The organism is Herbaspirillum sp. 1130 (assembly GCF_017833835.1).
GTDB lineage: Bacteria > Pseudomonadota > Gammaproteobacteria > Burkholderiales > Burkholderiaceae_D > Herbaspirillum > Herbaspirillum huttiense.
In genome coordinates this window covers 439,694-464,882 of the sequence record NZ_JAFICQ010000004.1, presented here as the reverse complement: position 1 = coordinate 464,882, position 25,189 = coordinate 439,694, and the positions used below count along the sequence as shown (strand labels likewise).

18 protein-coding genes are annotated in these 25,189 nt (G+C 63.3%); 16 read left to right on the top strand and 2 right to left on the bottom strand.

Annotated elements, in window-relative coordinates:
- Positions 1-41: 41 nt before the first annotated feature.
- Positions 42-353: a 2TM domain-containing protein gene (locus JOD78_RS19945; protein ID WP_051156248.1), complete on the bottom strand. Its 312-nt coding sequence runs from the start codon at positions 351-353 to the stop codon at positions 42-44.
- A 185-nt stretch (positions 354-538) separates the two neighbouring features.
- On the opposite strand from JOD78_RS19945, the gene ugpQ reads away from it, so the two are divergent.
- The 5 genes from ugpQ (at position 539) to JOD78_RS19920 (ending at position 5,699) form a co-directional block, all read left to right on the top strand.
- Entirely contained in the window at positions 539-1,282 is a 744-nt protein-coding gene (gene ugpQ / locus JOD78_RS19940; RefSeq protein WP_134136704.1) for a glycerophosphodiester phosphodiesterase, read from the top strand.
- A gap of 256 nt (positions 1,283-1,538) precedes the next feature.
- Positions 1,539-1,757, top strand: a complete 219-nt coding sequence (locus JOD78_RS19935; RefSeq protein WP_039784299.1) for a hypothetical protein — start codon at positions 1,539-1,541, stop codon at positions 1,755-1,757.
- Positions 1,758-2,098: 341 nt separating this feature from the next.
- Positions 2,099-4,723: an alanine--tRNA ligase gene (alaS, locus tag JOD78_RS19930; RefSeq protein WP_134136706.1), complete on the top strand. Its 2,625-nt coding sequence runs from the start codon at positions 2,099-2,101 to the stop codon at positions 4,721-4,723.
- A gap of 28 nt (positions 4,724-4,751) precedes the next feature.
- A complete protein-coding gene (locus JOD78_RS19925; protein WP_121043351.1) occupies positions 4,752-5,306 on the top strand; it encodes an NUDIX domain-containing protein in 555 nt (184 codons plus the stop codon).
- 156 nt (positions 5,307-5,462) lie between these two features.
- Entirely contained in the window at positions 5,463-5,699 is a 237-nt protein-coding gene (locus tag JOD78_RS19920) for a sulfurtransferase TusA family protein (RefSeq protein WP_013235553.1), read from the top strand.
- Between the two features lie 106 nt (positions 5,700-5,805).
- On the opposite strand, the gene JOD78_RS19915 is transcribed toward JOD78_RS19920, so the two are convergent.
- Positions 5,806-7,401 (bottom strand): FMN-binding glutamate synthase family protein, encoded by a 1,596-nt coding sequence (locus tag JOD78_RS19915; RefSeq protein ID WP_039784308.1) that lies wholly within the window; start codon positions 7,399-7,401, stop codon positions 5,806-5,808.
- A gap of 409 nt (positions 7,402-7,810) precedes the next feature.
- Between JOD78_RS19915 and JOD78_RS19910 the strand changes: the two genes are divergently transcribed.
- The 11 genes from JOD78_RS19910 (at position 7,811) to ribBA (ending at position 25,188) form a co-directional block, all read left to right on the top strand.
- Entirely contained in the window at positions 7,811-9,904 is a 2,094-nt protein-coding gene (locus JOD78_RS19910; RefSeq protein WP_199900304.1) for a bifunctional diguanylate cyclase/phosphodiesterase, read from the top strand.
- A gap of 407 nt (positions 9,905-10,311) precedes the next feature.
- Positions 10,312-11,361, top strand: coding sequence for an SMC-Scp complex subunit ScpB (gene scpB, locus JOD78_RS19905; protein ID WP_121043345.1), 1,050 nt, complete (start codon positions 10,312-10,314; stop codon positions 11,359-11,361).
- Positions 11,348-13,372 carry a 23S rRNA pseudouridine(2605) synthase RluB gene (rluB, locus tag JOD78_RS19900; RefSeq protein ID WP_209567449.1) on the top strand — a complete coding sequence of 675 codons (2,025 nt, stop codon included), beginning with the start codon at positions 11,348-11,350 and terminating at the stop codon, positions 13,370-13,372. The genes scpB and rluB overlap by 14 nt, the downstream gene beginning before the upstream one ends.
- Before the next feature lie 385 nt (positions 13,373-13,757).
- A complete protein-coding gene (gene rimP / locus JOD78_RS19895) occupies positions 13,758-14,252 on the top strand; it encodes a ribosome maturation factor RimP (protein WP_034334451.1) in 495 nt (164 codons plus the stop codon).
- The gene (nusA, locus tag JOD78_RS19890) at positions 14,249-15,808 is read left to right on the top strand and encodes a transcription termination factor NusA (protein WP_088756291.1); all 1,560 of its coding nucleotides are present in this window, start codon (positions 14,249-14,251) and stop codon (positions 15,806-15,808) included. Before rimP ends, nusA begins: the two co-directional genes overlap by 4 nt.
- A gap of 52 nt (positions 15,809-15,860) precedes the next feature.
- On the top strand, positions 15,861-18,740 hold the full coding sequence (gene infB, locus JOD78_RS19885; protein WP_121043339.1) for a translation initiation factor IF-2: 2,880 nt from the start codon (positions 15,861-15,863) through the stop codon (positions 18,738-18,740).
- A 109-nt stretch (positions 18,741-18,849) separates the two neighbouring features.
- Complete coding sequence (gene rbfA / locus JOD78_RS19880; protein WP_006464329.1) at positions 18,850-19,242, top strand: 30S ribosome-binding factor RbfA; 393 nt, start codon at positions 18,850-18,852, stop codon at positions 19,240-19,242.
- A 99-nt stretch (positions 19,243-19,341) separates the two neighbouring features.
- A complete protein-coding gene (gene truB / locus JOD78_RS19875) occupies positions 19,342-20,346 on the top strand; it encodes a tRNA pseudouridine(55) synthase TruB (RefSeq protein WP_134136710.1) in 1,005 nt (334 codons plus the stop codon).
- 155 nt (positions 20,347-20,501) lie between these two features.
- Positions 20,502-22,343: a translational GTPase TypA gene (typA, locus tag JOD78_RS19870; protein ID WP_008331395.1), complete on the top strand. Its 1,842-nt coding sequence runs from the start codon at positions 20,502-20,504 to the stop codon at positions 22,341-22,343.
- 607 nt (positions 22,344-22,950) lie between these two features.
- The gene (dusA, locus tag JOD78_RS19865; protein WP_134136711.1) at positions 22,951-23,973 is read left to right on the top strand and encodes a tRNA dihydrouridine(20/20a) synthase DusA; all 1,023 of its coding nucleotides are present in this window, start codon (positions 22,951-22,953) and stop codon (positions 23,971-23,973) included.
- Between the two features lie 93 nt (positions 23,974-24,066).
- Positions 24,067-25,188, top strand: a complete 1,122-nt coding sequence (ribBA, locus tag JOD78_RS19860) for a bifunctional 3,4-dihydroxy-2-butanone-4-phosphate synthase/GTP cyclohydrolase II (RefSeq protein WP_121043295.1) — start codon at positions 24,067-24,069, stop codon at positions 25,186-25,188.
- Position 25,189 lies beyond the last annotated feature (1 nt).

Sequence of the window (25,189 nt, the reverse complement as noted above, 5' to 3'; positions counted from 1 at the left end):
AGGGATGAAGCAAGCAAGCGGCCCGGCGTACCGGGCTCTCTTTAGCGGCGGCGCAGTTCACGGGCGATCAGCGCCTGCTTCCAGCCGGCGGGAAAACGCCCGAATACGCTCAAGGCGTGGAATAGTACCCCGATTCCCCAGCCGAGGAGAGGCCCCAGGCTCCACCAGTGGCGGTGCTGGCCCATCAGGTTCAACAGGATCAGGCCGGTGTTGACCGCCAGGTAAATGCCGAAATGATGGAAAAAGCCGACCTGGCGCGCTACCCGCCGCTCGGCATGGGCCAGCTCCTCGGGCGAGGCAGCGGTGATATGAAGATTCTGGTCAGAAAGGGAGGAGGGGGCAGTGTCGCGCATGATGGCCTCGCAGTGGTGGGGTGAATGATGGCGCAAGCATGCGCCGCCGCGCCGGCTCCGGCGAGCCACTTGCGACGGGCGGCATTCTGGCGGGTGCCAACGGCTTGTGGCGCGGCGTGATCTGCTCTACCTTATGCGCCGATCGCCTTGATCCTTCTGCAAGGCCTACCCTCGGAGAGAACATCATGTGGCCCTATCCCCGCATCCTCGCCCATCGCGGCGGCGGCACCCTGGCACCGGAAAACACCCTGGCCGGCTTTCGCTGCGGCCTGGAACACGGCTATCGCGCCGCCGAATTCGACGTCATGCTCACCCGCGACGAGGTCCCCATCCTGATGCACGACCCGCAGCGCGGACGTACCCTGCCCGGGGCCGGCAAGATCGCCGAGTCCGACTGGGCCGAGCTGCGCGACCTGGAAGCCGGTGCCTGGCTGGATGCGCGCTTCGCCGGGGAACGCCTCTGCACGCTGGAGCAGGGGCTGGATTTCTGCCTGGCCGAAGGGATCTGGATGAACGTCGAGATCAAGCCCGCCGCCGCCGAATTCGCGCGCCGTACCGGTGAGCTGACCGCCCAGGCCGTGGCGCGGCGCTTCGCAGGCAAGAGCGGGGCGGCACTGCCGGTCTTGTCCTCGTTCTCCTTCGAGGCGCTGCTGGCGGCCAAGGAAGCGGCGCCCGCCCTGCCGCGTGGTTACCTGGTGGATGTGATTCCCGAGGACTGGCAGGCGCGTCTGGAGCAGCTGCAGGCCGTGGCCCTGCACACCAATCACAAGCACCTCACCCCGTCCCTGGCGGCTGCCGTGAAGACGGCGGGCTATGGCCTCTTCTGCTACACCGTCAACGACATGGCACGCGCCGAGGAAATCCGCCAGTGGGGCGTGGATGCCTTCTGCACCGATCGCATCGATCTCATCGCGGCCGACGCCTGGTAAGCCACGTCATCCCCACGCTGCCCGCATTGTTCATCTCGCGCAGCGTGGAAATGAATGGCAAATTACGCTCTTACCGGCGGACTGAATCCTCACACGCTAGCTATGATTTGCGTGCGGACAACAATAACTGGAGGGCAGTCGACAGTTGTTGTCAACGCGTCGCGAAAATCTTGCGTTAAGGAAGCACAAGGCCGGCGCCCGTGAGCACGCCGGTGGACTTGTGGAAGCACACAACACTGAGAGATAGAGGAAAACGATGAAGATCAACAAACTGCTGGCTGCCGTACTCGTCGCCGCCTTCGCCATGCCGGTCCTGGCCCAGCCCGCACCGGCTCCGGCTGGCGCTCCCGCCGCTGAAGCCCCGGCTGCCAAGCCTGCTCACAAGAAGCACAAGAAGCATGCGAAGAAGGCCAAGAAGCACAAGCACAAGAAGGCCAAGAAGAACAATCCGGTGCCGGCCAACAAGGGCGCCTGATCGTCCGGTCTTCTGGTGGCGGACCGCACAGCGTGGCCCGCACTGGTTTTTACCGGAAGGTTCGGCTGACGCAGTTAAGGTCCGGCGGCGCAGGTTAGCGCGCCATGCCGGGTCAGCCGGGCCTGTAACCCGCGGGGATTTTTCCCGGCGGGTTTTTTTTCGCCTGCAGCGCCCTGCTGCCGGCCGGGCTGGCAAGGCGTTGCGGCGGGGCGGGCAAGCCTGCGTATCCGGGCCGGGATCACGTATAATCATCGGTTCGCAATCGTTTTTTGCACCGACTCCCATCCGGGCCGGATCTGCGCGTTAGCGGCGGCATCAGGCCCATTTATCCGTCTTCGAACATGAACTCAGCCGAAATTCGCGACAAGTTTCTGAAATTCTTTGAATCCAAAGAACACACCATCGTCCGTTCCTCCAGCCTGGTGCCGGGCAATGACCCGACCCTGCTGTTCACCAATTCCGGCATGGTTCAGTTCAAGGACGTGTTCCTGGGCACCGACAAGCGCAACTACGTGCGCGCGGCCTCCGTGCAGCGCTGCCTGCGCGCCGGCGGCAAGCACAACGACCTGGAAAACGTCGGCTACACCGCGCGCCACCATACCTTCTTCGAGATGCTGGGCAACTGGTCCTTCGGCGACTACTTCAAGCGTGAATCGCTGAAGTGGGCCTGGGAACTGCTGACCCAGGTCTATGGCCTGCCGGCCGACAAGCTGTGGGCCACCGTCTACCAGACCGACGATGAAGCCTACGACATCTGGACCAAGGAAATCGGCCTGCCGCCGGAGCGCGTGGTGCGCATCGGCGACAACAAGGGCGCACCCTACGCCTCCGACAACTTCTGGCAGATGGCCGAGACCGGCCCTTGCGGTCCTTGCTCGGAAATCTTCTACGACCACGGTCCGGACATCTGGGGCGGCCCCCCGGGCAGCCCCGACGCCGACGGCGACCGCTACATCGAGATCTGGAACAACGTGTTCATGCAGTTCGACCGCCAGCTCGATCCGGCCACCGGCGAATACACCCTGACCCCGCTGCCGGCCCCTTGCGTGGATACCGGCATGGGCCTGGAGCGCTTGGCCGCGATCCTGCAGCACGTGCACAGCAACTACGAGATCGACCTGTTCCAGGCACTGATCAAGGCCGCTGCCCGCGAAACCGGCATCAGCGACCTGTCCAACGCCTCGCTGCGCGTGATCGCCGACCACATCCGTGCGACCTCCTTCCTGATCGTCGACGGCGTCATCCCCGGCAATGAAGGCCGTGGCTACGTCCTGCGCCGCATCATCCGCCGCGCACTGCGTCATGGCCACAAGCTGGGCCAGACCAAGCCCTTCTTCCACAAGCTGGTCAAGGACCTGGTGGTGCAGATGGGCGCGGCCTATCCGGAACTGCCGGAAGCCGCCGAGCGCGTCGAGATGGTCCTGAAGCAGGAAGAAGAACGTTTCGGCGAAACGCTGGAACACGGCATGAAGATCCTGGAAGCCGCGCTGGCTGCCAACAGCAGCAAGCTCGATGGCGAAACCGCCTTCACCCTGTACGACACCTACGGCTTCCCGCTGGACCTGACCGCCGATATCTGCCGCGAACGCAATGTCGAGCTGGATGAAGCCGGCTTCACCGCCGCCATGGAACGCCAGAAGAGCGCCGCCCGCGCCGCCGGCAAGTTCAAGATGGCCGCCGCCATCGAATACACCGGCGACAAGACCCGCTTCGTCGGCTACGAATCGCTGGCGCAGTCGGCCAAGGTGGTGGCCCTGTACGTGGCCGGCAGCCCGGTGCAGAAGATCGAGGCCGGCCAGGATGCCATCGTGGTGCTGGACACCACCCCGTTCTATGCTGAATCCGGTGGCCAGTCCGGCGACGCCGGTGCCCTGGAAGCAGCCAATGGCCTCTTCGCCGTGGCCGATACGCAAAAGATCCAGGCCGAGGTGTTCGGCCATCACGGTCAACTGATCAAGGGCAGCCTGGCCATCGGCGACGCCGTCGAAGCCAAGGTCGATGCCGATCAGCGTGCCCGCACCATGCGCAACCACTCGGCCACCCACCTGATGCACAAGGCCCTGCGCGAAGTGCTGGGTTCGCACGTGTCGCAGAAGGGTTCGCTGGTCGATGCCGACAAGACCCGTTTCGACTTCAGCCACAACGCCCCGATGACCGCCGACGAAATCCGCCGCGTGGAAGACATCGTCAACCGCGAAGTGCTGGCCAACGTCGCCACCGGCGCCCAGCTGATGGGTTACGACGATGCGATTGCCGCAGGTGCCATGGCGCTGTTCGGCGAGAAGTACGGCGACCAGGTGCGCGTGCTCTCCATCGGTACCTCCACCGAACTGTGCGGCGGGACCCACGTCACCCGTACCGGTGACATCGGCCTGTTCAAGATCGTCTCCGAAGGCGGTGTCGCGGCCGGTATCCGCCGTGTCGAAGCCGTTACCGGAGAAGGCGCGCTGGCGCTGGTGCAGTCGCTGTCGACCCGCGTGGCTGAAGCCGCTGCCGCCCTGAAGACCCAGCCGGAAGAACTGCTGCCGCGCATCGGCCAGGTGCAGGACCAGGTCAAGGCGCTGGAAAAGGAACTGGCTTCGCTCAAGTCCAAGCTGGCCTCCAGCCAGGGCGACGAGCTGGTCAACCAGGCGGTCGACATCAACGGCATCAAGGTGCTGGCGGCCACGCTGGAAGGCGCTGACGTCGCCACCCTGCGCGAGACCATGGACAAGTTGAAGGACAAGCTCAAGACCGCCGCCATCGTGCTGGGCAGCGTCAAGGATGGCAAGGTCAGCCTGATCGCGGGCGTCACTGCCGATGCCACCTCCAAGGTCAAGGCCGGTGAACTGGTCAACTTCGTCGCCCAGCAGGTGGGCGGCAAGGGTGGCGGCCGTCCGGACATGGCCCAGGCCGGCGGCACCGAACCGGCAGCCCTGCCGGGCGCGCTGCAAGGCGTGGCGGGCTGGGTCCAGGCCAAGCTGTAATTTCCACAGGCCCTGGCCCGGAGCGCCCATGAGCGAATTCAAGTTTTGCCCGGTCTGCGCAGCATCGCTGGTGCTGCGCGCCGATGAAGGCGAAGCCGGCAAGGTCCGGCTGGCCTGTCCCGAGGGTCACTGGACGCATTGGGACAACCCTCTGCCGGTGCTGGCCGCACTGGTGGAGATCGACGGCAAGATGCTCACTGCGCGCAACGCCGCCTGGGCCGAAGGGCGCTTTGCGCTCATCACCGGTTTCATGGAACGCGACGAGACCCCGGAACAGGGAATCGCCCGCGAACTGAAGGAAGAGACCGACCTGGACGCCGAGCAGATCGAACTGATCGGCGTCTATGAATTCATGCGCAAGAACGAGCTGATCATCGCGTATTACGTGAAGGCCAGCGGCACGATCAAGCTGTCGCCGGAGCTGCTGGAATACCGCCTGAGCGAACCCGCCGACCTGCGCCCCTGGCCGGCGGGTACCGGCCATGCGGTGGCGGACTGGATGCGCCAGCGTGGACTGCCGGTGCAATATGTCGAGTTTGCCGGTTCGTCTACGCCGATTGAAACCCCGCAGGTCCTGAAATAAGCGTGCGGTCAAGACGCAGCGTTCCATCTTGGACCGTGATTTTCTTGCTTTTGCACAAGCCTAGTGCGGCGAAAACAACAGAACTTGTGCAATGCATCAAGTCGGCGCGTTTTGCAGTAAAATCGTTTTCGTCGTGATCCATTTTGAGTCGAAGTAATGGCCATTCAATTTCACCGGGAACTTGATGCGCGCGGTCTGAACTGTCCGCTGCCCATCCTCAAGACCAAGAAAGCCCTGGCCGACATGGCCAGCGGGCAGGTGCTCAGGGTGACCGCCACCGATACCGGTTCGGTGCGCGATTTCCAGGCCTTTGCCAAACAGACCGGCAACGATCTGCTGGAGCAATCGCAGAATGATGAACACGAGTTCATCTTCTTCATGAAGCGCAAATAAGCAGCATCCCTGTCCATCCCGGAAAGATCAGGCTGGCAGCATTGAAAAACCCGCAGCTCGGATGAACTGCGGGTTTTTTGTTGTCTTTCGATTAATGAAGTTGTCGTTACAGCTCCGGATGGAAGCTCTCGGCACGTGCAATCGGCCAGAACTTTTCATAGACCCGATAGCGGTAATTGCCTTCCAGTAAATCGTTGGGCTGCAGATATTTCAGCACGTTGGACATGAGCTGAATCTCGTGGTCGTTGATGCGCCGCACGATGTGATGCGGGCGCAGCGCCGACGTATGCGGCAGCCCGGCCGCCTGTACCAGCTCCTGCAGCGCATGCAGGGTGCTCTGGTGGAAGCGGTAGACGCGCTCGGCCTTGTCCGGTACCACCAGGGCGCGGGCGCGCTGGGCGTTCTGGGTGGCCACGCCCGTGGGGCAGCGGTCGGTATGGCAGCTCTGCGACTGGATGCAGCCCAGCGCAAACATGAAGCCGCGCGCCGAATTGCACCAGTCCGCGCCCAGCGCCAGCGTGCGCGCCACGTCGAAGGCGGTGATGATCTTGCCGCTGGCACCGATCCTGACCTTGTCGCGCAGGCCGATGCCGGTAAGCGTGTTGTGCACCATCACCAGGCCTTCCTGCAGCGGCATGCCCACGTGGTCGACGAATTCCAGCGGGGCCGCGCCGGTGCCGCCTTCGGAGCCATCCACCGTGATGAAGTCCGGCACGATGCCGGTCTTGAGCATGGCCTTGGCGATGCTGAAGAATTCCCAGGGATGGCCCACGCACAGCTTGATGCCGACCGGCTTGCCGCCGGAGAGGCCGCGCAGCTTCTCGATGAATTCCAGCAGCCCGACCGGTGTGGAGAAGGACGAGTGCACGGCCGGCGAGATGCAATCCACCCCCATCGGGATGCCGCGCGTAGCGGCGATCTCCGGCGTGATCTTGGCCGCCGGAAGCACGCCGCCGTGGCCGGGCTTGGCGCCTTGCGACAACTTCACCTCGATCATCTTGATCTGTGGCGACTGCGCCTGGGCCGTGAATTTTTCTTCATTGAAGCTGCCGTCCGCGTTGCGGCAGCCGAAGTAACCGGAGGCGATCTGCCACACCAGGTCGCCGCCGAATTCGCGGTGGTATTCCGAGACCGAACCCTCGCCGGTGTCGTGGGCAAAATTGCCTTTTTTCGCCCCCTGGTTGAGTGCGCGGATGGCATTGGCCGAGAGCGAGCCGAAGCTCATGGCCGAGACGTTGAAGACCGACATCGAATACGGCTGTGCCCGGTCGCCACCGACCACCACGCGGAAATCGTGGCTGGCGATCTTGGTCGGGGAGAGCGAATGGCCTATCCATTCATGGCCGGCCTGCTGCATGTCCAGCTCGGTGCCGAAGGGGCGGCTGTCGACATCGGCCTTGGCACGCTGGTAGACGACGCTGCGCTTCTTGCGGGAGAAGGGGCGGCCATCCATTTCATCTTCAAAGAAGTACTGGCGCAGTTCCGGCCGGATGGCCTCGAACATGAAGCGGAAGTGGCCGATCAGCGGATAGTTGCGCAACACGGCGTGCCGCCGCTGCACCAGATCGTGGACGCCGACCACGCTCAAGACCAGGGGAATGAGCGGCCACCCCCAGCCGATACCATGGGTCGCCGCCAGGACCACCAAGGCCAGGGTCAGCGCGATCACCGCCCAGAACACGAAATACCGATTTGCCCACATAGAAGAGTCCGCTAGTTGTCAGGATGGAACCGGCACCGGCCGAAGGCCATGGTCGGGTTTGCAAGGATTCTACCGCCCGGGCTCAACAGTCGTGCGCGACGAAGTGAAGGGTTTTTCCTGCCGATATGGCGGGACTGGCCGCGATACTGCCCGGCAAGCCCGCTGCTTGCGCAGTGGCATCCTTATTGCTTTGACGTATCTTCCTGCCAGGCAGCGTGGGGAACCGCTGCCCTGTGCATCAATGAACTCCACTATCACAGCGCGCCTGCTTGTCCGAGGCCGGAGACACGATGTCGTTATGAAAACAGTTGCTTCACGAGGCGCATCGGCGGCCTCTTCCTCCTCTTCGCGTCCTGCGGCGCGGGCGCTGTGCCGCCAGGATGCCGCGCAGAGCCAGGCGGTGCTGGCCATGGCGCGCCCGCCGCGCCTGCTGGAGACGCTGCTGGCCAATCTCGACGGCATGGTCTACCGCTGCCGCGATGATGCCCACTGGACGCTGGAATTCGTCAGCGAAGGCTGTCATGCCTTGACCGGCTATGCCCCCGAGGACCTGTTGCTCAACAGCCGCATCTCCTTCCTGCAACTGACCCATCCGGAAGACCGCGCGTTGGTGCGCAGCCATATCGACACCTGCATGCGCGAGCGGCGTCGCATCGACATCGAATACCGCATCGTCCACGCCGATGGCAGCCTGCGCTGGGTGTGGGAGCGTGGCGTCGGGCTGTATAACGCGGCCGGCAAGGTGGAGGCGATGGAAGGCTTCCTGCAGGACGTGACCGAGCGCAAGGAAGCGGCCCAGGCGCTGCAGGAGGCCGAGCGCCGTTATCGCAGCATCTTCGAGAACGCCATCGAAGGCGTGTTCCAGACCACGCCCGATGGCACCTACATCGCGGTCAACCCGGCGCTGGCGCGCATCTACGGCTATCACTCGCCGGAAGACCTGATCGTCGGCCTGCGCGACATCAGCCACCAGCTGTATGTCGAACCGGAGCGCCGTACGGAATTCATGCGCCTGATGGAGCAGCATGGCTCGGTCTCCAATTTTGAGTCTCGCGTGTACCGGCGCGACGGCGACATCATCTGGATCTCCGAGAACGCCCGCGCCGTCTATGACGACAGCGGCGCGCTGGTCTGTTACGAGGGTACCGTGGAGGCCATCACCGAGCGCAAGCTTTATGAAGCCGAAATGCGCCATCAGGCCACCCACGATGCGCTGACCGGATTGCCCAATCGCAACATGCTGCATGAGCACCTGCAGCGCGCCATTCAGGTGGCGCGGCAGAAGGGTGGACTGACGGCGGTGGTATTCGTGGATCTTGACCAGTTCAAGTTCATCAATGACAGCCTGGGTCATCAGGTCGGCGACGAATTGCTCAAGACCGTGGCGCAGCGTCTGCAAGCCTGCCTGCGGGATACCGACATGGTGGCGCGCCAGGGGGGCGACGAATTCGTGCTGGTGCTGCAGAACCAGACCGGTGGCGAACTGGGCATCGCCGAGGTGATGCAGCGCATCCTGGCCGCCGTGGCGCGGCCCTGGCAGGCGGGCGACCGCGAGTTTCAGGTCACGGCCAGCATCGGCGTGAGCCGCTATCCGGTCGATGGCAAGGATGTCGAGACCTTGCTGAAACAAGCCGATTCGGCCATGTACCGGGCCAAGGAGCAGGGGCGCAACAACTTCCAGTTCTTCGCGCCGTGGATGGACACACAGGTCAGCAATCGCCTGGAGATGCTCATCAATCTGCGGCGCGCGCTGGATCAGGAAGAATTCAAGCTCTATTACCAGCCCAAGCTGAGTTTGAAAGATGGCAGCGTGATCGGTGCCGAGGCGCTGATCCGCTGGCAGTCGCCAGAGCAGGGCATGGTGCCGCCCGACCGCTTCATCCCCTTCGCCGAAGAAGCCGGCCTGATCGTGCCGATCGGCGAATGGGTGCTGCGTACCGCCTGCCACCAGAACAAGCGCTGGCAAGAGGCCGGATTGCCGCCTATCCCTGTGGCGGTGAACCTGTCGCCACGGCAGCTGAACCAGAGCCTGCCGGAATTCGTTTCCGGCGTGCTGGAGCAGAGCGGCCTGGCGGCCTCCTGCCTGGAGCTGGAAATCACCGAGAACGTGGTCATGAAGGATGCCGAGAAGAGCGTGGCTACCCTGCATGCCCTGAAGCGCCTGGGTCTGCAGATTTCTGTCGATGATTTCGGAACTGGCTATTCCAGCCTCTCGTACCTGCGCCGCTTCCCGGTGGATGCCCTGAAGATCGACAAGTCCTTCGTGCGCGACATTGCGCGCGATGCCGACAGTGCAGCCATCGTCAAAGCCGTCATCTCGCTGGCCCATATTCTGAACTTGCGTGTCATTGCCGAGGGCGTGGAGGATGAGCAGCAACATGCTTTCCTGAAGGAAAATGCATGTGACGAAGTGCAGGGTTATTTCTTCGGCAAGCCCATGGCGGTAGAGGATTTCACCGCCTGGATGAGCCGGCAGGCGCAAAGCGGTCAGGCATGCAAATAATTGTCCGCAGGCTGCAACAGGCTGCATCCCCGCAAATCTTTGTGCTACACTCCGCGCAGTACTTTTGATGCCTTGCGCCCCGACCGCCGCAGCCTGTGCGGCCAACAAAGGCTCCATGACGCAAGGCCGGTAGTTGAAAAGGTGCAGGTCGGCCGTCCGCAACCCCGCGACATGACGGCTTTGCGAAAGCGCGAGTCCTCCGCGACGCCGATTTGCCCGGGTCTTAGATTCCAGCTCATTCAATCTCCAAACACCGGAAGGCAGCGCCGCCGCATCCAGCACTGCGCAAGACTTGCCGTACCTGGCCCGTTTCAGCTTTCGCTGCAGGCCGGACTGGCTGCAGCCGTAGCGCCGGAGACCAGCTGCAAGCCGAACTTTGTTAACAACAAGACGCACAAGAGTGGTACATGAATATTGCTGAGGCCAAGAAAGTCCTCGAAACTGCATTGCTTTGCACGCATGAGCCCCTGTCGATCAATGATCTGAAGAAGCTGTACGTCGATCCCGAGAGCGAAGAGAGCAGCGACATCAATGCCGAGATGATCCGGCAGATGCTCGATGAACTGCGCACCGAATGGGCCGACAAGGGGGTGGAAGTGGTCAGCCTGTCGACCGGCTGGCGCTTCCAGAGCCGCAAGGAGATGAAGGTCTACCTGGAGCGCCTGAATCCGGAAAAGCCGCCGAAATACACCCGGGCCACGCTGGAAACGCTGGCCATCATCGCCTACCGCCAGCCGGTCACGCGCGGTGACATCGAGGAGATTCGCGGTGTGGCGGTCAATACCCAGACCATTCGCATGCTGGAAGACCGGGGCTGGATCGAATCGATCGGCCATCGCGACGTACCGGGCCGGCCGGCGCTGTTTGCCACGACCCGCAAGTTCCTGGATGACCTGGGCCTGAGTTCGCTGGAAGAATTGCCGCCGCTGCAGCAGGTCAGCGGCGAAGCTGCCGCCCAGGGCGCGCTGCTGGAATTGCAGGCGCTGGAAGGCGGCGTGGCGGCCCTGGCCGAAGCGGAGCAGGAAGAGGGCGTGGGCGAAGATCTGATCGGCGGCGACGCTGAGGAAGCAGGCGAGGCCGCAGCGGCCGAATCTGCTGCCACGGCAGAAGCAACTGACGCAATTGCAACAACTGAAGCCGCCGAGGCAGAGGTGCCGGCACAGGGTAATCCTGCTGACGACCTTGAAACGCCCGTGGCCCGAGAGCTCGCCACAGAGGAGCTCCAGCAGACCGATATCGAAGCAGCCGCCGCCGGGGAAGAGCGTGCTGCAGGCAGTGAAGACGCTTCCCCAGAAGCGCAAGAACCTTTTGAGCAAGACGTTGCCGTAACTGGCACGGACGCCACCGAAGCCGCCGGCGAAGCGGCAGGCGAGCACAACGACACCACCGAGCGGGCCGATCAGCGGGAAGATGACGCGCGTCCGCCACATCCAGATTCGAAGAATGAAGCCAACTAGTTCCAAAGACGAGACCCAGGTCGACCTGGCCGCGGCCGATGCCGCCGCATCCGACAAGCCGGTGAAAAAGCGCACCCGCAAGCCTGCGGCCAGCGCCGCGCCGGCCGAGGCAGTCGCATCCGCGCCGCAAGCGGCCGCTGACGAGGCTGCGCCGAAGAAGCGTGCGCCGCGTGCGAAGAAAGCCGCCGCCGATGAAGCTGCCCCGGCCCCGGCAGCCGCCGTCGCCGAGTCCGCACCCGCTCCCGAAAAGAAGCCGCGCGCCACCAAGCCGCGTGCCAAGAAGGCCGATGCGGCAGACGCCCCGGCCTCCGACGCACCCGCCCAGATGAGCCTGGCCATGGAGCCTGCACCGGCCGCTCCGGCCAAGCCCAAGCGCGCTGCCAAGCCCAAGGCTGCAGCACCCGAGGCGGCTGAGCCTGCACCGGTTGCGCCTGAGTTGCCCAAGGTCATTGTCACCGTTGGTGAAGAAGTGGTTGCGCCGCCGGTCCTGCTGGATGCGCCCGTTGATCCGAATCGCGCCAAGCCCGCCCGCCGTGGCGTGCGCGGTCCGCGTGCCCTGCGCAACAACCGCGCTGCCCAGCGCGCTGCGGCCGGAGGCGGTGATGCTGCCCCTGCACATGGCAAGCACGAGGGCGATGCCGCTCCTGTTGCCGCCGTTGAGCGCCAGCCGCGCGGCCAGTTCGGCAAGAACAATGGCCAGCCCGGGCAGCAAGGCAAAAAGAATTTCGAGAAGAACGGCAAGAAGCCCAAGGCCCCGCAACTGGGCCTGCGCTCGGCCGAACCGGTCGATGACATCTTCTCCTACGTGACCTCCGAAGCGTACGACCGCGACGAAGGCGCCAAGGCCGGTGGCCGCCAGCCGCACCAGATGCGCGGCAAGAACGGCCGCCGCGACCTGACCGCCGAGGACGATGCCCCCAAGCTGCATAAGGTGCTGGCTGACGCCGGCCTGGGTTCGCGCCGCGACATGGAAGAGCTGATCGTCGCTGGCCGCGTTTCGGTCAACGGCGAGCCGGCCCACATCGGTCAGCGCATCCTGCCTACCGATGCCGTGCGCATCAACGGCAAGCTGATCCAGCGCAAGGTGAGCAAGCGCCCGCCGCGCGTGCTGGTCTATCACAAGCCTTCGGGCGAGATCGTCAGCCATGCCGACCCGGAAGGCCGCAGCTCGGTGTTCGACCGCCTGCCGACCATGAAGGCCGGCAAGTGGCTGGCCGTGGGCCGCCTGGACTTCAATACCGAAGGCCTGCTGCTGTTCACCACCTCCGGTGACCTGGCCAACCGCCTGATGCACCCGCGCTACAACATCGAGCGTGAATACGCCGTGCGTACCCTGGGCGAGCTGGAAGAAGGCATGCGCCAGAAGCTGCTGTCGGGCGTGGAGCTTGATGACGGTCCGGCCCAGTTCTCGCGCATTGCCGATGGCGGTGGCGAAGGTGTGAACAAGTGGTATCGCGTGACCATCGGCGAAGGCCGCAACCGTGAAGTGCGCCGCATGTTTGAAGCGGTCGGCCTGACCGTGTCGCGCCTGATCCGTACCCGCTACGGTGCCATGACCCTGCCGCAGACCTTGAAGCGTGGCCGCTGGGAAGAGCTGGAAGAAAACGCCGTGCGCAACCTGATGGCCGCCTGTGGTCTGGAAAAGCAGGCCGGGGAAGCCAAGTCCGGCAACGGCGGCAACGCCGGCCAGGCCAGCCGTGGCCAGGGCAATGGTCCGCGCGGCAACGGCATGCAGAACAAGGGGCCGCAGAAGGGGCGCCAAGGTGGCAGCTTCGGCCAGGGCGGCAACGGGGGGAATGGCGGCAACTACGGTAATGGTGGTGGCTATGGCGGTGGCAACAAGGGTGGCCAGCCCAAGAGCCGCCAGCCGGATCCGCTGCAGACCGCACTGGGCTTCCCGGATGCCGGCAACCAGCGGCGCGGCAATCGCCCGCAACGCGGTGGCAACACCGCTGCGAACTATATGCTGGGCGGCCTGCCGGGCATGAATCGCCGTCGCGGCGGTCGCTGAGGCTTTTCCTTGCTCGTCAGCAATGCTGCTGATGAGCAAGGTCTCCCTCGCAAGGCCAGCGGCGCGTGAAATGCACCAATGACGTTTTTTATGAACGTTTTTGTCGCTGCGATCACAATTGACATCATTCCGGATTTGCTGTGAATAGCTGAATCGGTTATAATGTGTTAGTTAAACGCAACCCGCCGCGAATCGCATATGTGATAAATCATTGATAGATCCGCCTGCGCCATGATGGATGGAAGGTCGGTGGTTCGCGTGATGTGTGATCTCGCGTTGCGTGGGATAACAAAAGATGGGCAGATGCCCATTTTTTTTTTGCTGATCAATTTTAGATGTCCGTCTACCCTCGCTGGCCAGGCGGCATCCTGATGGAGAAATAGTCTTGCAATTGCTGGAACTGATCGAATCCACCCTCGCGGGCCTGGGCTACGAACTGGTTGAGTTCGAGAAGGCGCCGCGCGGTCTGGTGCGCGTCTTCATCGATTTCCCGTTCGACCCTGAAGCAGAAGAAGCGCGTTCGATCACTGTCGAGGATTGCGAGAAGGCGACGCATCAGTTGCTGCACGTCTTCACCGTGGAAAACGTGCTGTATGAACGCCTGGAAGTCTCCTCGCCCGGGCTGGACCGCCCCCTGAAGAAGTTCACTGACTTCGTGCGTTTCGTGGATTGCGAAGCCGTCGTCAAGTTGCGCGTGCCGCTGCCCGGCACGTCCAACCGCAAGACCTATGAAGGCGTGCTGCGCGAGCCGGAAGGCGAGGAACTGGTATTGGAATTTGAAGCAAACGATGGGTCGGCTGCCGTGTTGAATTTCACGCTGGCCGATGTGGATAAGGCACACCTGGTGCCGCAGGTCGATTTTAGGAGTCGCAAAGGATGAGTCGCGAAATTTTGTTGTTGGTCGATGCGCTGGCGCGCGAAAAGAACGTCGATAAGGAAGTCGTCTTCGGCGCATTGGAGCATGCGCTTGCGCAGGCTACCAAGAAGCGCTATGAAGGCGAGGTCGACATTCGCGTCTCGATCGATCGCGAAAGCGGCGAGTTCGAATCCTTCCGCCGCTGGCACGTGGTGCCCGACGAAGCCGGTCTGCAATTGCCTGACCAGGAAGTGCTGCTGTTCGAAGCCAAGGATCAATTCCCCGATATCGAAGTCGACGAATACATCGAAGATCCGATCGAGTCCGTCGAATTCGGCCGCCGTTTCGCGCAAGACACCAAGCAGGTCGTCCTGCAGCGCATCCGCGACGCCGAGCGCGAACAGATCCTGGCTGACTTCCTGGCCCGTGGCGATGCCCTGGTGACCGGCACCATCAAGCGCATGGAGCGCGGTGATGCCATCATCGAATCCGGCAAGATCGAAGCCCGCCTGCCGCGCGACCAGATGATCCCCAAGGAAAACCTGCGTATCGGCGACCGCGTGCGTGCCTACATCCTGCGCGTGGACCGCGGTGCCCGTGGCCCGCAGGTGATCCTGTCGCGTACCGCGCCGGAATTCATCATGAAGCTGTTCGAGCTGGAAGTGCCGGAAATCGAACAAGGCTCGCTGGAAATCAAGTCGGCTGCCCGTGACCCGGGCGTGCGTGCCAAGATCGCGGTCTATACCGCCGACAAGCGCATCGACCCCATCGGTACCTGCGTGGGCATGCGCGGTTCGCGCGTCCAGGCCGTCACCGGTGAGCTGGGCGGCGAGCGCGTGGACATCGTGCTGTGGTCGGAAGACCCGGCGCAGTTCGTCATCGGCGCGCTGGCCCCTGCCAATGTGACCTCCATCGTGGTCGATGAAGAAAAGCACGCCATGGATGTGGTGGTGGATGAAGAAAACCTCGCCATCGCCATCGGCCGCGGCGGCCAGAACGTGCGTCTGGCAGCCGAGCTGACCCGCTGGCAGATCAATATCATGACGGCCGAGGAATCGGCCGACAAGTCGGCGGCCGAGACCGCGCTGATCCGTACGCTGTTCATGGAAAAGCTCGATGTTGACCAGGAAGTGGCCGACATCCTGGTCGAGGAAGGTTTCTCGACCCTGGAAGAAATCGCCTACGTGCCGATCACCGAGATGCTGGAGATCGAATCGTTCGACGAAGAGACCGTCAATGAGCTGCGCAACCGCGCCCGCGACGCCCTGGTGACCGAAGCGATCGCCTCCGAAGAAGGCCTGGAAGGCATGGAAGAGGAACTGATCAACTTCGAAGGCCTGGACCGTGTGCTGGCCGGCAAGCTGGGCCTGGCAGGCGTGAAGACGCTGCCGGCCTTCGCCGGCCTGGCTTATGACGAATTCGGCGCGATCCTGGCCCTGCCTTCCGAGCGCGCGCGCCAACTGATTGAAAATGCATTTGAAGATGTGACCGACGATGAAATGAAGCTCATCGATTCCAAATACGATGAGCGCGCCAAGGCCCTGCAGGCCAAGGCATGGAGCGCAGTCGAAGGCCGCTGAGAAGCGGAGCGTCTCCACATCATCTGCCGAGCCACATAGAAAAGAGGACTGAATGGCGAGTAACAACGTTGCCCAATTTGCCACCGAGCTTAAGATGCCCGCTGACCTGCTGCTGACCCAGCTGCGTTCGGCCGGTGTCGAGAAGAGCTCTGCATCCGACTCCCTGTCGAAGGAAGACAAGGACCGCCTGCTTGAACACCTGCGCCGTTCGCGCGGAGCCGCGCCGGAAGGCGAGAAGAAGAAGATCACGCTGACCCGCAAGGAAACCACCGAGATCAAGCAGGCCGATGCAACCGGCAAATCGCGCACGATCCAGGTGGAAGTGCGCAAGAAGCGCACCTTCATCAAGCGTGACGAGCCCGGTGCCGACGAGTCCGCAGCGCGTGCTGCGGCCCCTCAGCGCGACCCGGCCATCGAAGCGCAGGAACGTGAGCAGGAAGAGGCTCGCCGTCAGGCTGAACTGAAGGCCCAGCAAGAACGTCTGGCCCAGCTGGAGGCCGAACGCGCCGCCCAGGCCAAGGCTGCCGAGCTGGAACAGCAACGTGCCCGCGAAGAAGCCGAAGCCGAAGCCAAGCGCCAGGCTGCTGAAGCCGCCGCTGCGGCGGCCGAAGCCGAGAAGGCCAAGGCTGCTGCTGCGGCCAGCGCGAAGGCGCCCGCTGCGGCTGCCGCACCGGCCCCCGCCGTGGATCCGGCTGCGGAAGAAAAGAAGCGCGCTGCTGCTGAAGAAGCGAAGAAAAAGGCAGAAGCTGCCGCCAAGGAAGCCGCTGACCGTGCCGCCGCCGCTGACCGTGCGCGCAAGGCCGTGGAAGACGAAGTGGCCCAGATCAAGGCAATGATGAATGCGCCGCGTCGCGTCATCAAGGCACCGGAACCTGCAGCGGCCCCGGCCAAGACCTCGGAAGGCACGCTGCACAAGCCGGCCACCGCGGCCAAGCCGGGTGAAAAGAAGGATGACAAGAAGCCCGCCGTGGCCGCAGACAAGAAGTCGATCAAGTCGGCCAATGTCTCCTCCACCTGGCAGGATGATGCCAAGAAGCGTGGTGCCGGCGGCATGAAGTCGCGTGGCGCCACCGGTGGTGGCGGCCGTGACGGCTGGCGTGCCGGCCCCAAGGGCCGTCGTCACTCGCATGGCGATGACCAGCGTGAAAGCAACTTCCAGGTGCCCACCGAAGCGGTGGTGCACGATGTCTACGTGCCCGAAACCATCACCGTGGCCGAAGTGGCCCACAAGATGGCGGTCAAGGCCTCCGAAGTCATCAAGCACCTGATGAAGCTGGGCCAGATGGTCACCATCAACCAGGTGCTGGACCAGGAAACCGCGATGATCGTGGTGGAAGAAATGGGCCACCGCGCCCACGCCGCCAAGCTGGACGATCCGGAAGCGCTGCTGGTCGAAGGCGAAGAACACGCCGACGCCGAAGCCACCCCGCGCGCACCGGTGGTCACCGTCATGGGTCACGTCGACCACGGCAAGACCTCGCTGCTGGATTACATCCGCCGCACCAAGGTGGCCTCGGGTGAAGCCGGTGGCATTACCCAGCACATCGGTGCCTACCACGTGGAAACCCCGCGCGGCATGATTACCTTCCTGGATACCCCGGGCCACGAGGCGTTCACCGCCATGCGTGCCCGTGGTGCCAAGGCCACCGACATCGTGATTCTGGTGGTGGCTGCCGACGACGGCGTCATGCCCCAGACCAAGGAAGCGATTGCCCACGCCAAGGCCGGCGGTGTACCGCTGGTGGTGGCCATCAACAAGATCGACAAGCCGGGTGCCAATCCCGACCGCGTCAAGCAGGAACTGATCGCCGAAGAAGTGGTGCCGGAAGAATACGGTGGCGATGCCCCGTTCATCCCCGTCTCCGCCAAGACCGGCGAAGGCATCGACTCGCTGCTGGAAAACGTCCTGCTGCAAGCCGAAGTGCTGGAACTGAAGGCGCCGGTGGATGTGCCGGCTCGTGGTCTGGTGATTGAAGCCAAGCTGGACAAGGGCCGCGGCCCGGTCGCCACGATTCTGGTGCAGTCCGGTACCCTGAAGCGCGGCGACGTCGTGCTGGCCGGTTCGGCCTATGGCCGTGTGCGTGCGATGCTGGACGAAAACGGCAAGAACATCGCCGAGGCAGGCCCGTCCCTGCCGGTGGAAATCCAGGGCCTGACCGAAGTGCCCTCCGCCGGTGAAGAAGTGGTGGTCATGACCGACGAGCGCAAGGCGCGCGAAATCGGCCTGTTCCGCCAGGGCAAGTTCCGCGACGTGAAGCTGGCCAAGCAACAGGCCGCCAAGCTGGAAAACATGTTCGACCAGATGACCGAAGGCGAGGTCAAGAACCTGCCGATGATCATCAAGACCGACGTGCAAGGTTCCCAGGAAGCCCTGGTGCAGTCGCTGCAGAAGCTGTCGACCGCCGAAGTGCGCGTCCAGGTGGTGCACGCTGCAGTGGGTGGCATCAGCGAAAACGACGTCAACCTGGCCGTCGCTTCGAAGGCCGTCATCATCGGCTTCAACACCCGTGCCGATGCCTCGGCGCGCAAGCTGGCCGAAGCCGCTGGCGTGGACATCCGTTACTACAACATCATCTATGATGCGGTGGACGAGGTGAAGGCCGCGATGTCGGGCATGCTGTCCCCGGAAAAGCGCGAACAGGCGCTGGGCCTGGTGGAAATCCGCCAGGTGTTCGTGGTCAGCAAGGTCGGCTCGATCGCCGGCTGCTACGTGCTCGAAGGCCTGGTCAAGCGTGGCTCGCAAGTGCGCCTGCTGCGCAACAACGTGGTGGTGTGGACCGGCGAACTGGATTCGCTCAAGCGCTTCAAGGACGACGTCAAGGAAGTCAAGTCGGGCTTCGAGTGCGGTCTCTCGCTCAAGGGCTACAACGACATCGAAGTGGGCGATCAGCTCGAAATCTTCGAAGTCCAGGAAGTCGCCCGTACCCTGTAATGCAATACGCCGGCGTATCGTTCGCGATGCGCCGGCTTCACTGGCAAGATCCGTCGCAGCAACGCGGGAATCCTCCCGCCACGCCCTCGGCGGATTGTTTTTTTAAAGCATGGCAAAACACAGCAAATCCATTCCCGGACGCGGCTTGCGCGTCGCCGACCAGATCCAGCGCGACCTGTCGGAGTTGATCGCCTTCGAGCTGAAGGATCCGCGGGTGGGCATGATCACCATTACCGAAGTGCAGGTCACCCCGGACTACGCGCACGCCAAGGTCTTCTTCACCACGCTGGTGGACAACCCGGACGCGATCAAGAACACCCTGGCCGGCCTGCGCAAGGCGGGCGGTTACCTTCGTACCCAGCTGGGCCGCAGGCTGACCATCCACACCCTGCCGGAACTGCATTTCGTGCACGACAACTCGACCGCACGCGGCATTGAAATGTCGCGCCTGATCGACGAAGCCAACGCCACCCGCGCCAAGGATTCGGACGACGAGGCTTGATGACGGGCGGTTCTTTTCCCGTTGCATTGCAGTTTTCTTCACACTTTTCACGCCGGTCTGCGTTTCCCTTCAGCGGGGCGTGGGCCGGTCTTGCATTTCATGGCCGACGATACGACGGCGGACATTGGTTCCGCTTCCCCTGAACCGCCGCAGCCGCGCGCCAAGCGTGGCCAGCAGGCGCGCACGCCGCGTGCGCCGCGCGTGCCGGTGCATGGCGTGCTGTTGCTGGACAAGCCGGTCGGCTTGTCCTCCAACGACGCCCTGATCCGCGCCAAGCGCATGCTCAATGCGCCCAAGGCGGGTCACACCGGTACCCTGGACCCGTTCGCCACCGGCCTGTTGCCGCTGTGCTTCGGCGAAGCCACCAAGTTCTCGCAGGACTTGCTGGAAGCCGACAAGACTTACGAGGCCCTGGTCCACCTGGGCGTGCGCACCGATACCGGCGACACCGAAGGCCAGGTCATCAGCGAGCGCGCCGCTGAGGTCAGCGTGGCGCAGATCGAAGGCGCGCTGGCGCAGTTCCGTGGCCCCATCAGCCAGGTGCCGCCCATGCACTCGGCCTTGAAGCGCGACGGCAAGCCCTTGTACGAATATGCGCGCGCCGGCATCACGCTGGAGCGCGAAGCCCGTAACGTCACCATCCACGCCCTGGAACTGCTGGACTATCAAGCCCCCATGCTGCGCATCCGCGTCACTTGCAGCAAAGGGACATATATCCGCGTGCTGGGTGAAGATATTGGCGAAGTACTGGGCTGTGGGGCGCACCTCAATGCCCTGAGACGCACTGGAGTCGGCGCTCTCACGCTCGATGGCGCAGTCACGCTGGAGACCTTCGACGCCGCCGCTGAGCTGGAGGCCCGCAAGGCCTTGCTGCTGCCGGTGGACGGCCTCTTGCGCAGCTTCCCGGCGGTGCAGCTCAGCGATGAACTGGCGCGCCGCTTCCTGCACGGCCAGCGCTTGCCGCTGGGCAAGGAAGGCGTGGCGGTGCCGGAGCAGAGCGGCCGCGTCCGCGTTTATCGCAGTTCGGACGCCGCCTTGCTGGGCACCGGACTGTTGCAGGAATACGCCATCCTGGCCCCCGAAAGGCTGGTGTCCACCGCCTGAGGACAGATAGCGTCAAACGGCTCGCAGCCGAGCCTTGCGGGGTAGCCCGCAAGGCTCGGCAAGCCGTTGATAACACAGGTTTTTCCAAAGTTCATGCGTCGCAACATGCTATAATGCGCGCCTCCCGAGATTCGGCATTCCCAACCACATTCACCATGTCAAACAATATCCGCGCAATTCGCAACATCGCCATCATCGCCCACGTTGACCACGGCAAGACCACCCTGGTGGACCAGCTGCTGCGTCAGTCCGGCACCTTCCGCGACAACCAGCAAGTGGACAACCGCGTGATGGACTCCAACGACATCGAAAAGGAACGCGGCATCACCATCCTGTCGAAGAACTGCGCGGTGGAATACAAGGGCACCCACATCAACATCGTCGACACCCCGGGCCACGCCGACTTCGGCGGTGAGGTCGAGCGCGTGCTGTCGATGGTGGACTCGGTGCTGCTGCTGGTGGATGCGCAGGAAGGCCCGATGCCGCAGACCCGCTTCGTGACCCGCAAGGCACTGGCCCTGGGCCTGAAGCCCATCGTCGTCCTGAACAAGATCGACCGTCCGGGCGCACGCGCCGAGTGGGCCATCAACGCCACCTTCGAACTGTTCGACAAGCTGGGCGCCACCGAAGAGCAGCTGGACTTCCCCGTGATCTACGCCTCGGGCCTGAACGGCTACGCCAGCCTGGATCCGGAAACGCGCGAAGGCAACATGGAGCCGCTGTTCGACGCCATCCTGAAGTACGTCCCGGCCCGCAAGGATGACCCGGACGCACCGCTGCAACTGCAGATCACCTCGCTGGAGTACTCCTCCTACGTCGGCAAGATCGGCGTCGGCCGTATCCTGGCTGGCCGCGTCAAGGGCGGTCAGGACGTGGTGTGGATGAATGGTCCGGAAGACAAGCCGACCAAGGCCCGCATCAACCAGGTGCTGACCTTCAAGGGCCTGGAACGCGTGCTGGTCGATGAAGCGCTGGCTGGCGACATCGTGCTGATCAACGGTATCGAAGAAATCGGCATCGGCTCCACCATCTGTGCGCCGGATGCCCCCAACGGCCTGCCGATGCTGAAGGTCGACGAACCGACCCTGACCATGAACTTCATGGTCAACACCTCGCCGCTGGCTGGTCGCGAAGGCAAGTTCGTCACCACCCGCCAGATCCGCGACCGCCTGGAAAAGGAACTGAAGTCCAACATGGCCCTGCGCGTGGTGCAGGCCGAGAACGACGACTCGACCTACGAAGTGTCGGGCCGTGGTGAATTGCACCTCACCATTCTGATCGAAAACATGCGCCGTGAAGGCTTCGAGCTGGCCGTCTCGCGTCCGCGCGTGGTGTTCCGCATGGTCGACGGCGTGCGCGAAGAGCCGTACGAAAACCTGACCGTCGACGTCGAAGAAACCCACCAGGGTGGCGTCATGGAAGAACTGGGCCGCCGCCGTGGCGACCTGCAGAACATGGAACCGGACGGCAAGGGCCGTGTGCGCCTAGAATACCACATCCCGGCGCGTGGCCTGATCGGCTTCCAGGGTGAATTCATGACCCTGACCCGCGGCACCGGCCTGATGAGCCACGTCTTCGACGACTACAAGCCGGTCGATACCACCAAGGGCGAACTGGCCGGCCGTCGCAACGGCGTGCTGATCTCCCAGGACGACGGCGCGGCCGTGGCCTACGCACTGTGGAAGCTGCAGGATCGCGGCCGCATGTTCGTCAGCCACAACGACCCGGTGTATGAAGGCATGATCATCGGTATCCACTCGCGTGACAACGACCTGGTCGTGAACCCGATCAAGGGCAAGCAGCTGACCAACGTGCGCGCTTCCGGTACCGATGAAGCGGTGCGCCTGGTGCCGCCGATCGAACTGTCGCTGGAATACGCGGTGGAATTCATCGAAGACGACGAACTGGTCGAAGTGACCCCGAAGAGCATCCGCCTGCGCAAGCGTCACCTGAAGGAACACGAGCGCAAGAAGGCGTCGCGCGAAGAATCCATTTGATTCGTTAGCAGGGAAGGGCAGTCCGTGAATGGACTGCCAGTAGTGGACAGCGGGAAATGGCAGGCTGGGCTGGCGGTGATATCTGGTTGGTGAATAACTGATATCAGCATAAAAAAGCAGACAGCCATGATGCACTGCCATATAGTTACACCTGTCTCCTCCAATTTCCTCCTAAAGAATTGGATTCAAGCCCGCAACTTCGGTTGTGGGCTTTTTTTTTGCCGCTCGGCGCGAAGCCTTGCTGCTGTGGGTGTCAGGCCTGCCTGGCGGGGGGAATGAAGCTGTTTGCTTCCGTTCACCGGTGTGTGAGATGAACGTTTGTCCAAGATCGTTTGTGATGCGCTGTTTTTGTGCATTGCGAAATGACGGCTGCCGGATTGTGGTGCAGAATCGTGTCCGTTGTACGAAAAATCCTATCTCGAAGAGGATAGAGGGGACACCAGCCCGCAATGCGCAAGCCTTGCGGGCTTTCTATTTGCCGCTGCGGCTGATCCCGGGCGCCAGGAGGGGGATGTGAACCTTCCTTCGTCTCCTGCGCCGCATAGCCACCTGCCATCCGCTTTCCGGTGCGCATCCCAGAACCTTGAATGAAGCATTTCGTCTTTTTATGAAGAAAGCCCTGCCTCCGCGTACGCTGTCGGTCGCTCCGATGATGGACTGGACCGACCGCCACTGCCGCGTCTTCCATCGCCAGATCACCCGCCACACCTGGCTGTATACCGAGATGGTCACCACCGGTGCGCTGCTGCATGGGGATGTGCCGCGCCATCTGGATTTCGACGAGCAGGAACATCCGGTCGCCCTGCAGCTGGGCGGCAGCGAGCCGTCCGACCTGGCGCACAGCGCCAAACTGGGCGAGCAATGGGGCTATGACGAGATCAACCTGAACTGCGGCTGCCCGTCCGAGCGCGTCCAGAAGGGGGCTTTCGGCGCCTGCCTGATGGGCGAGCCCACGCTGGTGGCCGATTGCGTCAAAGCCATGAAGGATGCGGTCTCCATCGACGTGACCGTGAAGCACCGCATCGGCATCGATGACGTGCAATCCTATGACTTCGTGCGCGATTTCGTCGGCCAGATCGCCGAGGCCGGCTGCAAGACCTTCATCGTGCATGCCCGCAATGCCATCCTGAAGGGCCTGAGTCCCAAGGAAAATCGCGAAATCCCGCCGCTGAAGTATCACTACGCCTATCAGCTGAAGCAGGATTTCCCGGAGCTGGAAATCCTCATCAACGGCGGTATAAAGACCCTGCCCGAGATCGATGAGCATTTGAAGCATGTGGACGGCGTCATGCTGGGCCGCGAGGCGTATCACAACCCCTATCTGATGGCGACCTTCGATGCCCGCTACTACGGTGATCTGGACGGCGGCCGCCAGCCCAGCCGGGCCGAGGTGATCGAGGCCATGTTGCCCTACATCAAGCGCCAGCTGGAATTGCACGGCGACAATGGCCGCGGCCTGCGCTTGAACAGCATCACCCGGCACATGCTGGGCCTGCTGGCGGGCATGCCCGGTGCGCGTGCTTTCCGCCAGACCTTGTCGGATTCCAAGCGCCTGGCCCTGGGCGACCCGGCTCTGTTGCTGGAAGCGCTGCAACGCACGCAGGCGGCCCAGGCGGCGCAAATCGGTTGAATGGCCTGAATCGCCGGATTGGCGTAATTGGCCAGCGGAAGAGGCCCGCAATCCTTTAAAATAGCGGGTTCCAATTGGGAAAAGAGCGCGAACATGCCACTTGCTACAACCGAAGAAATCGTCGCCGAACTCCGTGCCGGCCGCATGGTGATTCTGGTCGATGAAGAAGACCGCGAAAACGAAGGAGACCTGGTGCTGGCCACCGACTTCGTCACGCCCGAAGCCATCAATTTCATGGTCACGCATGCGCGTGGCCTGGTCTGCCTGACGCTGACCGAAGAACACGTGGACCAGCTCGACCTGCCGCTGATGGCCACTCGCAACGGCACGCCCTACGGTACCAATTTCACCGTCTCCATCGAGGCCGCCGAAGGCGTGACCACCGGCATCTCCGCCGCCGACCGCGCGCGCACCATCCAGGTAGCCGCCTCCAAGGGCGCCAAGCCGTCTGATCTGGTGCAGCCGGGCCACATCTTCCCGCTGCGCGCGCAAAAGGGCGGGGTGCTGATGCGCGCCGGCCACACCGAAGCTGGTTGCGACCTCACTGCCATGGCCGGCCTGACGCCTGCTTCCGTGATCTGCGAGATTCTGAAGGATGACGGCACCATGGCGCGCCTGCCGGACCTGCTGGAGTTCGCCGAAAAACACAATCTGAAGATCGGTACCATCGCCGACCTGATCCATTACCGCAGCCGAAACGAAAGCATCATCGAGCGCGTGGCCGAGCGCGAGATGCAGACTGCCCACGGCAGCTTCAAGGCCATCGCCTACCGCGACACCCCCTCGGGCGGTGCGCACCTGGCGCTGGTGCGTGGCGACATCCAGCCCGGCCGCGAAACCCTGGTGCGCGTGCACCAGCCGGTCTCCATCCTGGACCTGCTCGAAGCCGGCGTGACCACTCACTCGTGGAACCTGGCCGCCGCCATGAAGGCGGTGCAGGAAGCCGAGTCCGGCGTGATCGTGCTGCTCAACTGTGAAGAATCGGCGCAGCAGATGTTCGACCAGTTCGGCGCACTCAACAAGGTCGGCACGCCCGAGGCCGCCAAGCCCAGCCGCGCCGACCGCATGGACCTGCGCACCTATGGTATCGGCGCGCAGATCCTGAGGGATCTCGGCGTGTGCAAGATGAAGCTGCTGGCCAGCCCGCGCAAGATGCCGTCGATGACCGGCTTCCAGCTGGAAGTGACTGGTTACCAGGCGCGCGAAGGCGCGTGAG

Coding starts and splice junctions, on each gene's coding strand:
- truB (WP_134136710.1), top strand. CDS start 19,342: ATGGCCGACGATACGACGGCGGACATTGGTTCCGCTTCCCCTGAACCG.
- ugpQ (WP_134136704.1), top strand. CDS start 539: ATGTGGCCCTATCCCCGCATCCTCGCCCATCGCGGCGGCGGCACCCTG.
- JOD78_RS19915 (WP_039784308.1), bottom strand. CDS start 7,401: ATGTGGGCAAATCGGTATTTCGTGTTCTGGGCGGTGATCGCGCTGACC.
- typA (WP_008331395.1), top strand. CDS start 20,502: ATGTCAAACAATATCCGCGCAATTCGCAACATCGCCATCATCGCCCAC.
- rluB (WP_209567449.1), top strand. CDS start 11,348: ATGAAGCCAACTAGTTCCAAAGACGAGACCCAGGTCGACCTGGCCGCG.
- infB (WP_121043339.1), top strand. CDS start 15,861: ATGGCGAGTAACAACGTTGCCCAATTTGCCACCGAGCTTAAGATGCCC.
- JOD78_RS19935 (WP_039784299.1), top strand. CDS start 1,539: ATGAAGATCAACAAACTGCTGGCTGCCGTACTCGTCGCCGCCTTCGCC.
- alaS (WP_134136706.1), top strand. CDS start 2,099: ATGAACTCAGCCGAAATTCGCGACAAGTTTCTGAAATTCTTTGAATCC.
- JOD78_RS19910 (WP_199900304.1), top strand. CDS start 7,811: ATGGCGCGCCCGCCGCGCCTGCTGGAGACGCTGCTGGCCAATCTCGAC.
- dusA (WP_134136711.1), top strand. CDS start 22,951: ATGAAGAAAGCCCTGCCTCCGCGTACGCTGTCGGTCGCTCCGATGATG.
- JOD78_RS19920 (WP_013235553.1), top strand. CDS start 5,463: ATGGCCATTCAATTTCACCGGGAACTTGATGCGCGCGGTCTGAACTGT.
- JOD78_RS19945 (WP_051156248.1), bottom strand. CDS start 353: ATGCGCGACACTGCCCCCTCCTCCCTTTCTGACCAGAATCTTCATATC.
- ribBA (WP_121043295.1), top strand. CDS start 24,067: ATGCCACTTGCTACAACCGAAGAAATCGTCGCCGAACTCCGTGCCGGC.
- nusA (WP_088756291.1), top strand. CDS start 14,249: ATGAGTCGCGAAATTTTGTTGTTGGTCGATGCGCTGGCGCGCGAAAAG.
- scpB (WP_121043345.1), top strand. CDS start 10,312: ATGAATATTGCTGAGGCCAAGAAAGTCCTCGAAACTGCATTGCTTTGC.
- JOD78_RS19925 (WP_121043351.1), top strand. CDS start 4,752: ATGAGCGAATTCAAGTTTTGCCCGGTCTGCGCAGCATCGCTGGTGCTG.
- rbfA (WP_006464329.1), top strand. CDS start 18,850: ATGGCAAAACACAGCAAATCCATTCCCGGACGCGGCTTGCGCGTCGCC.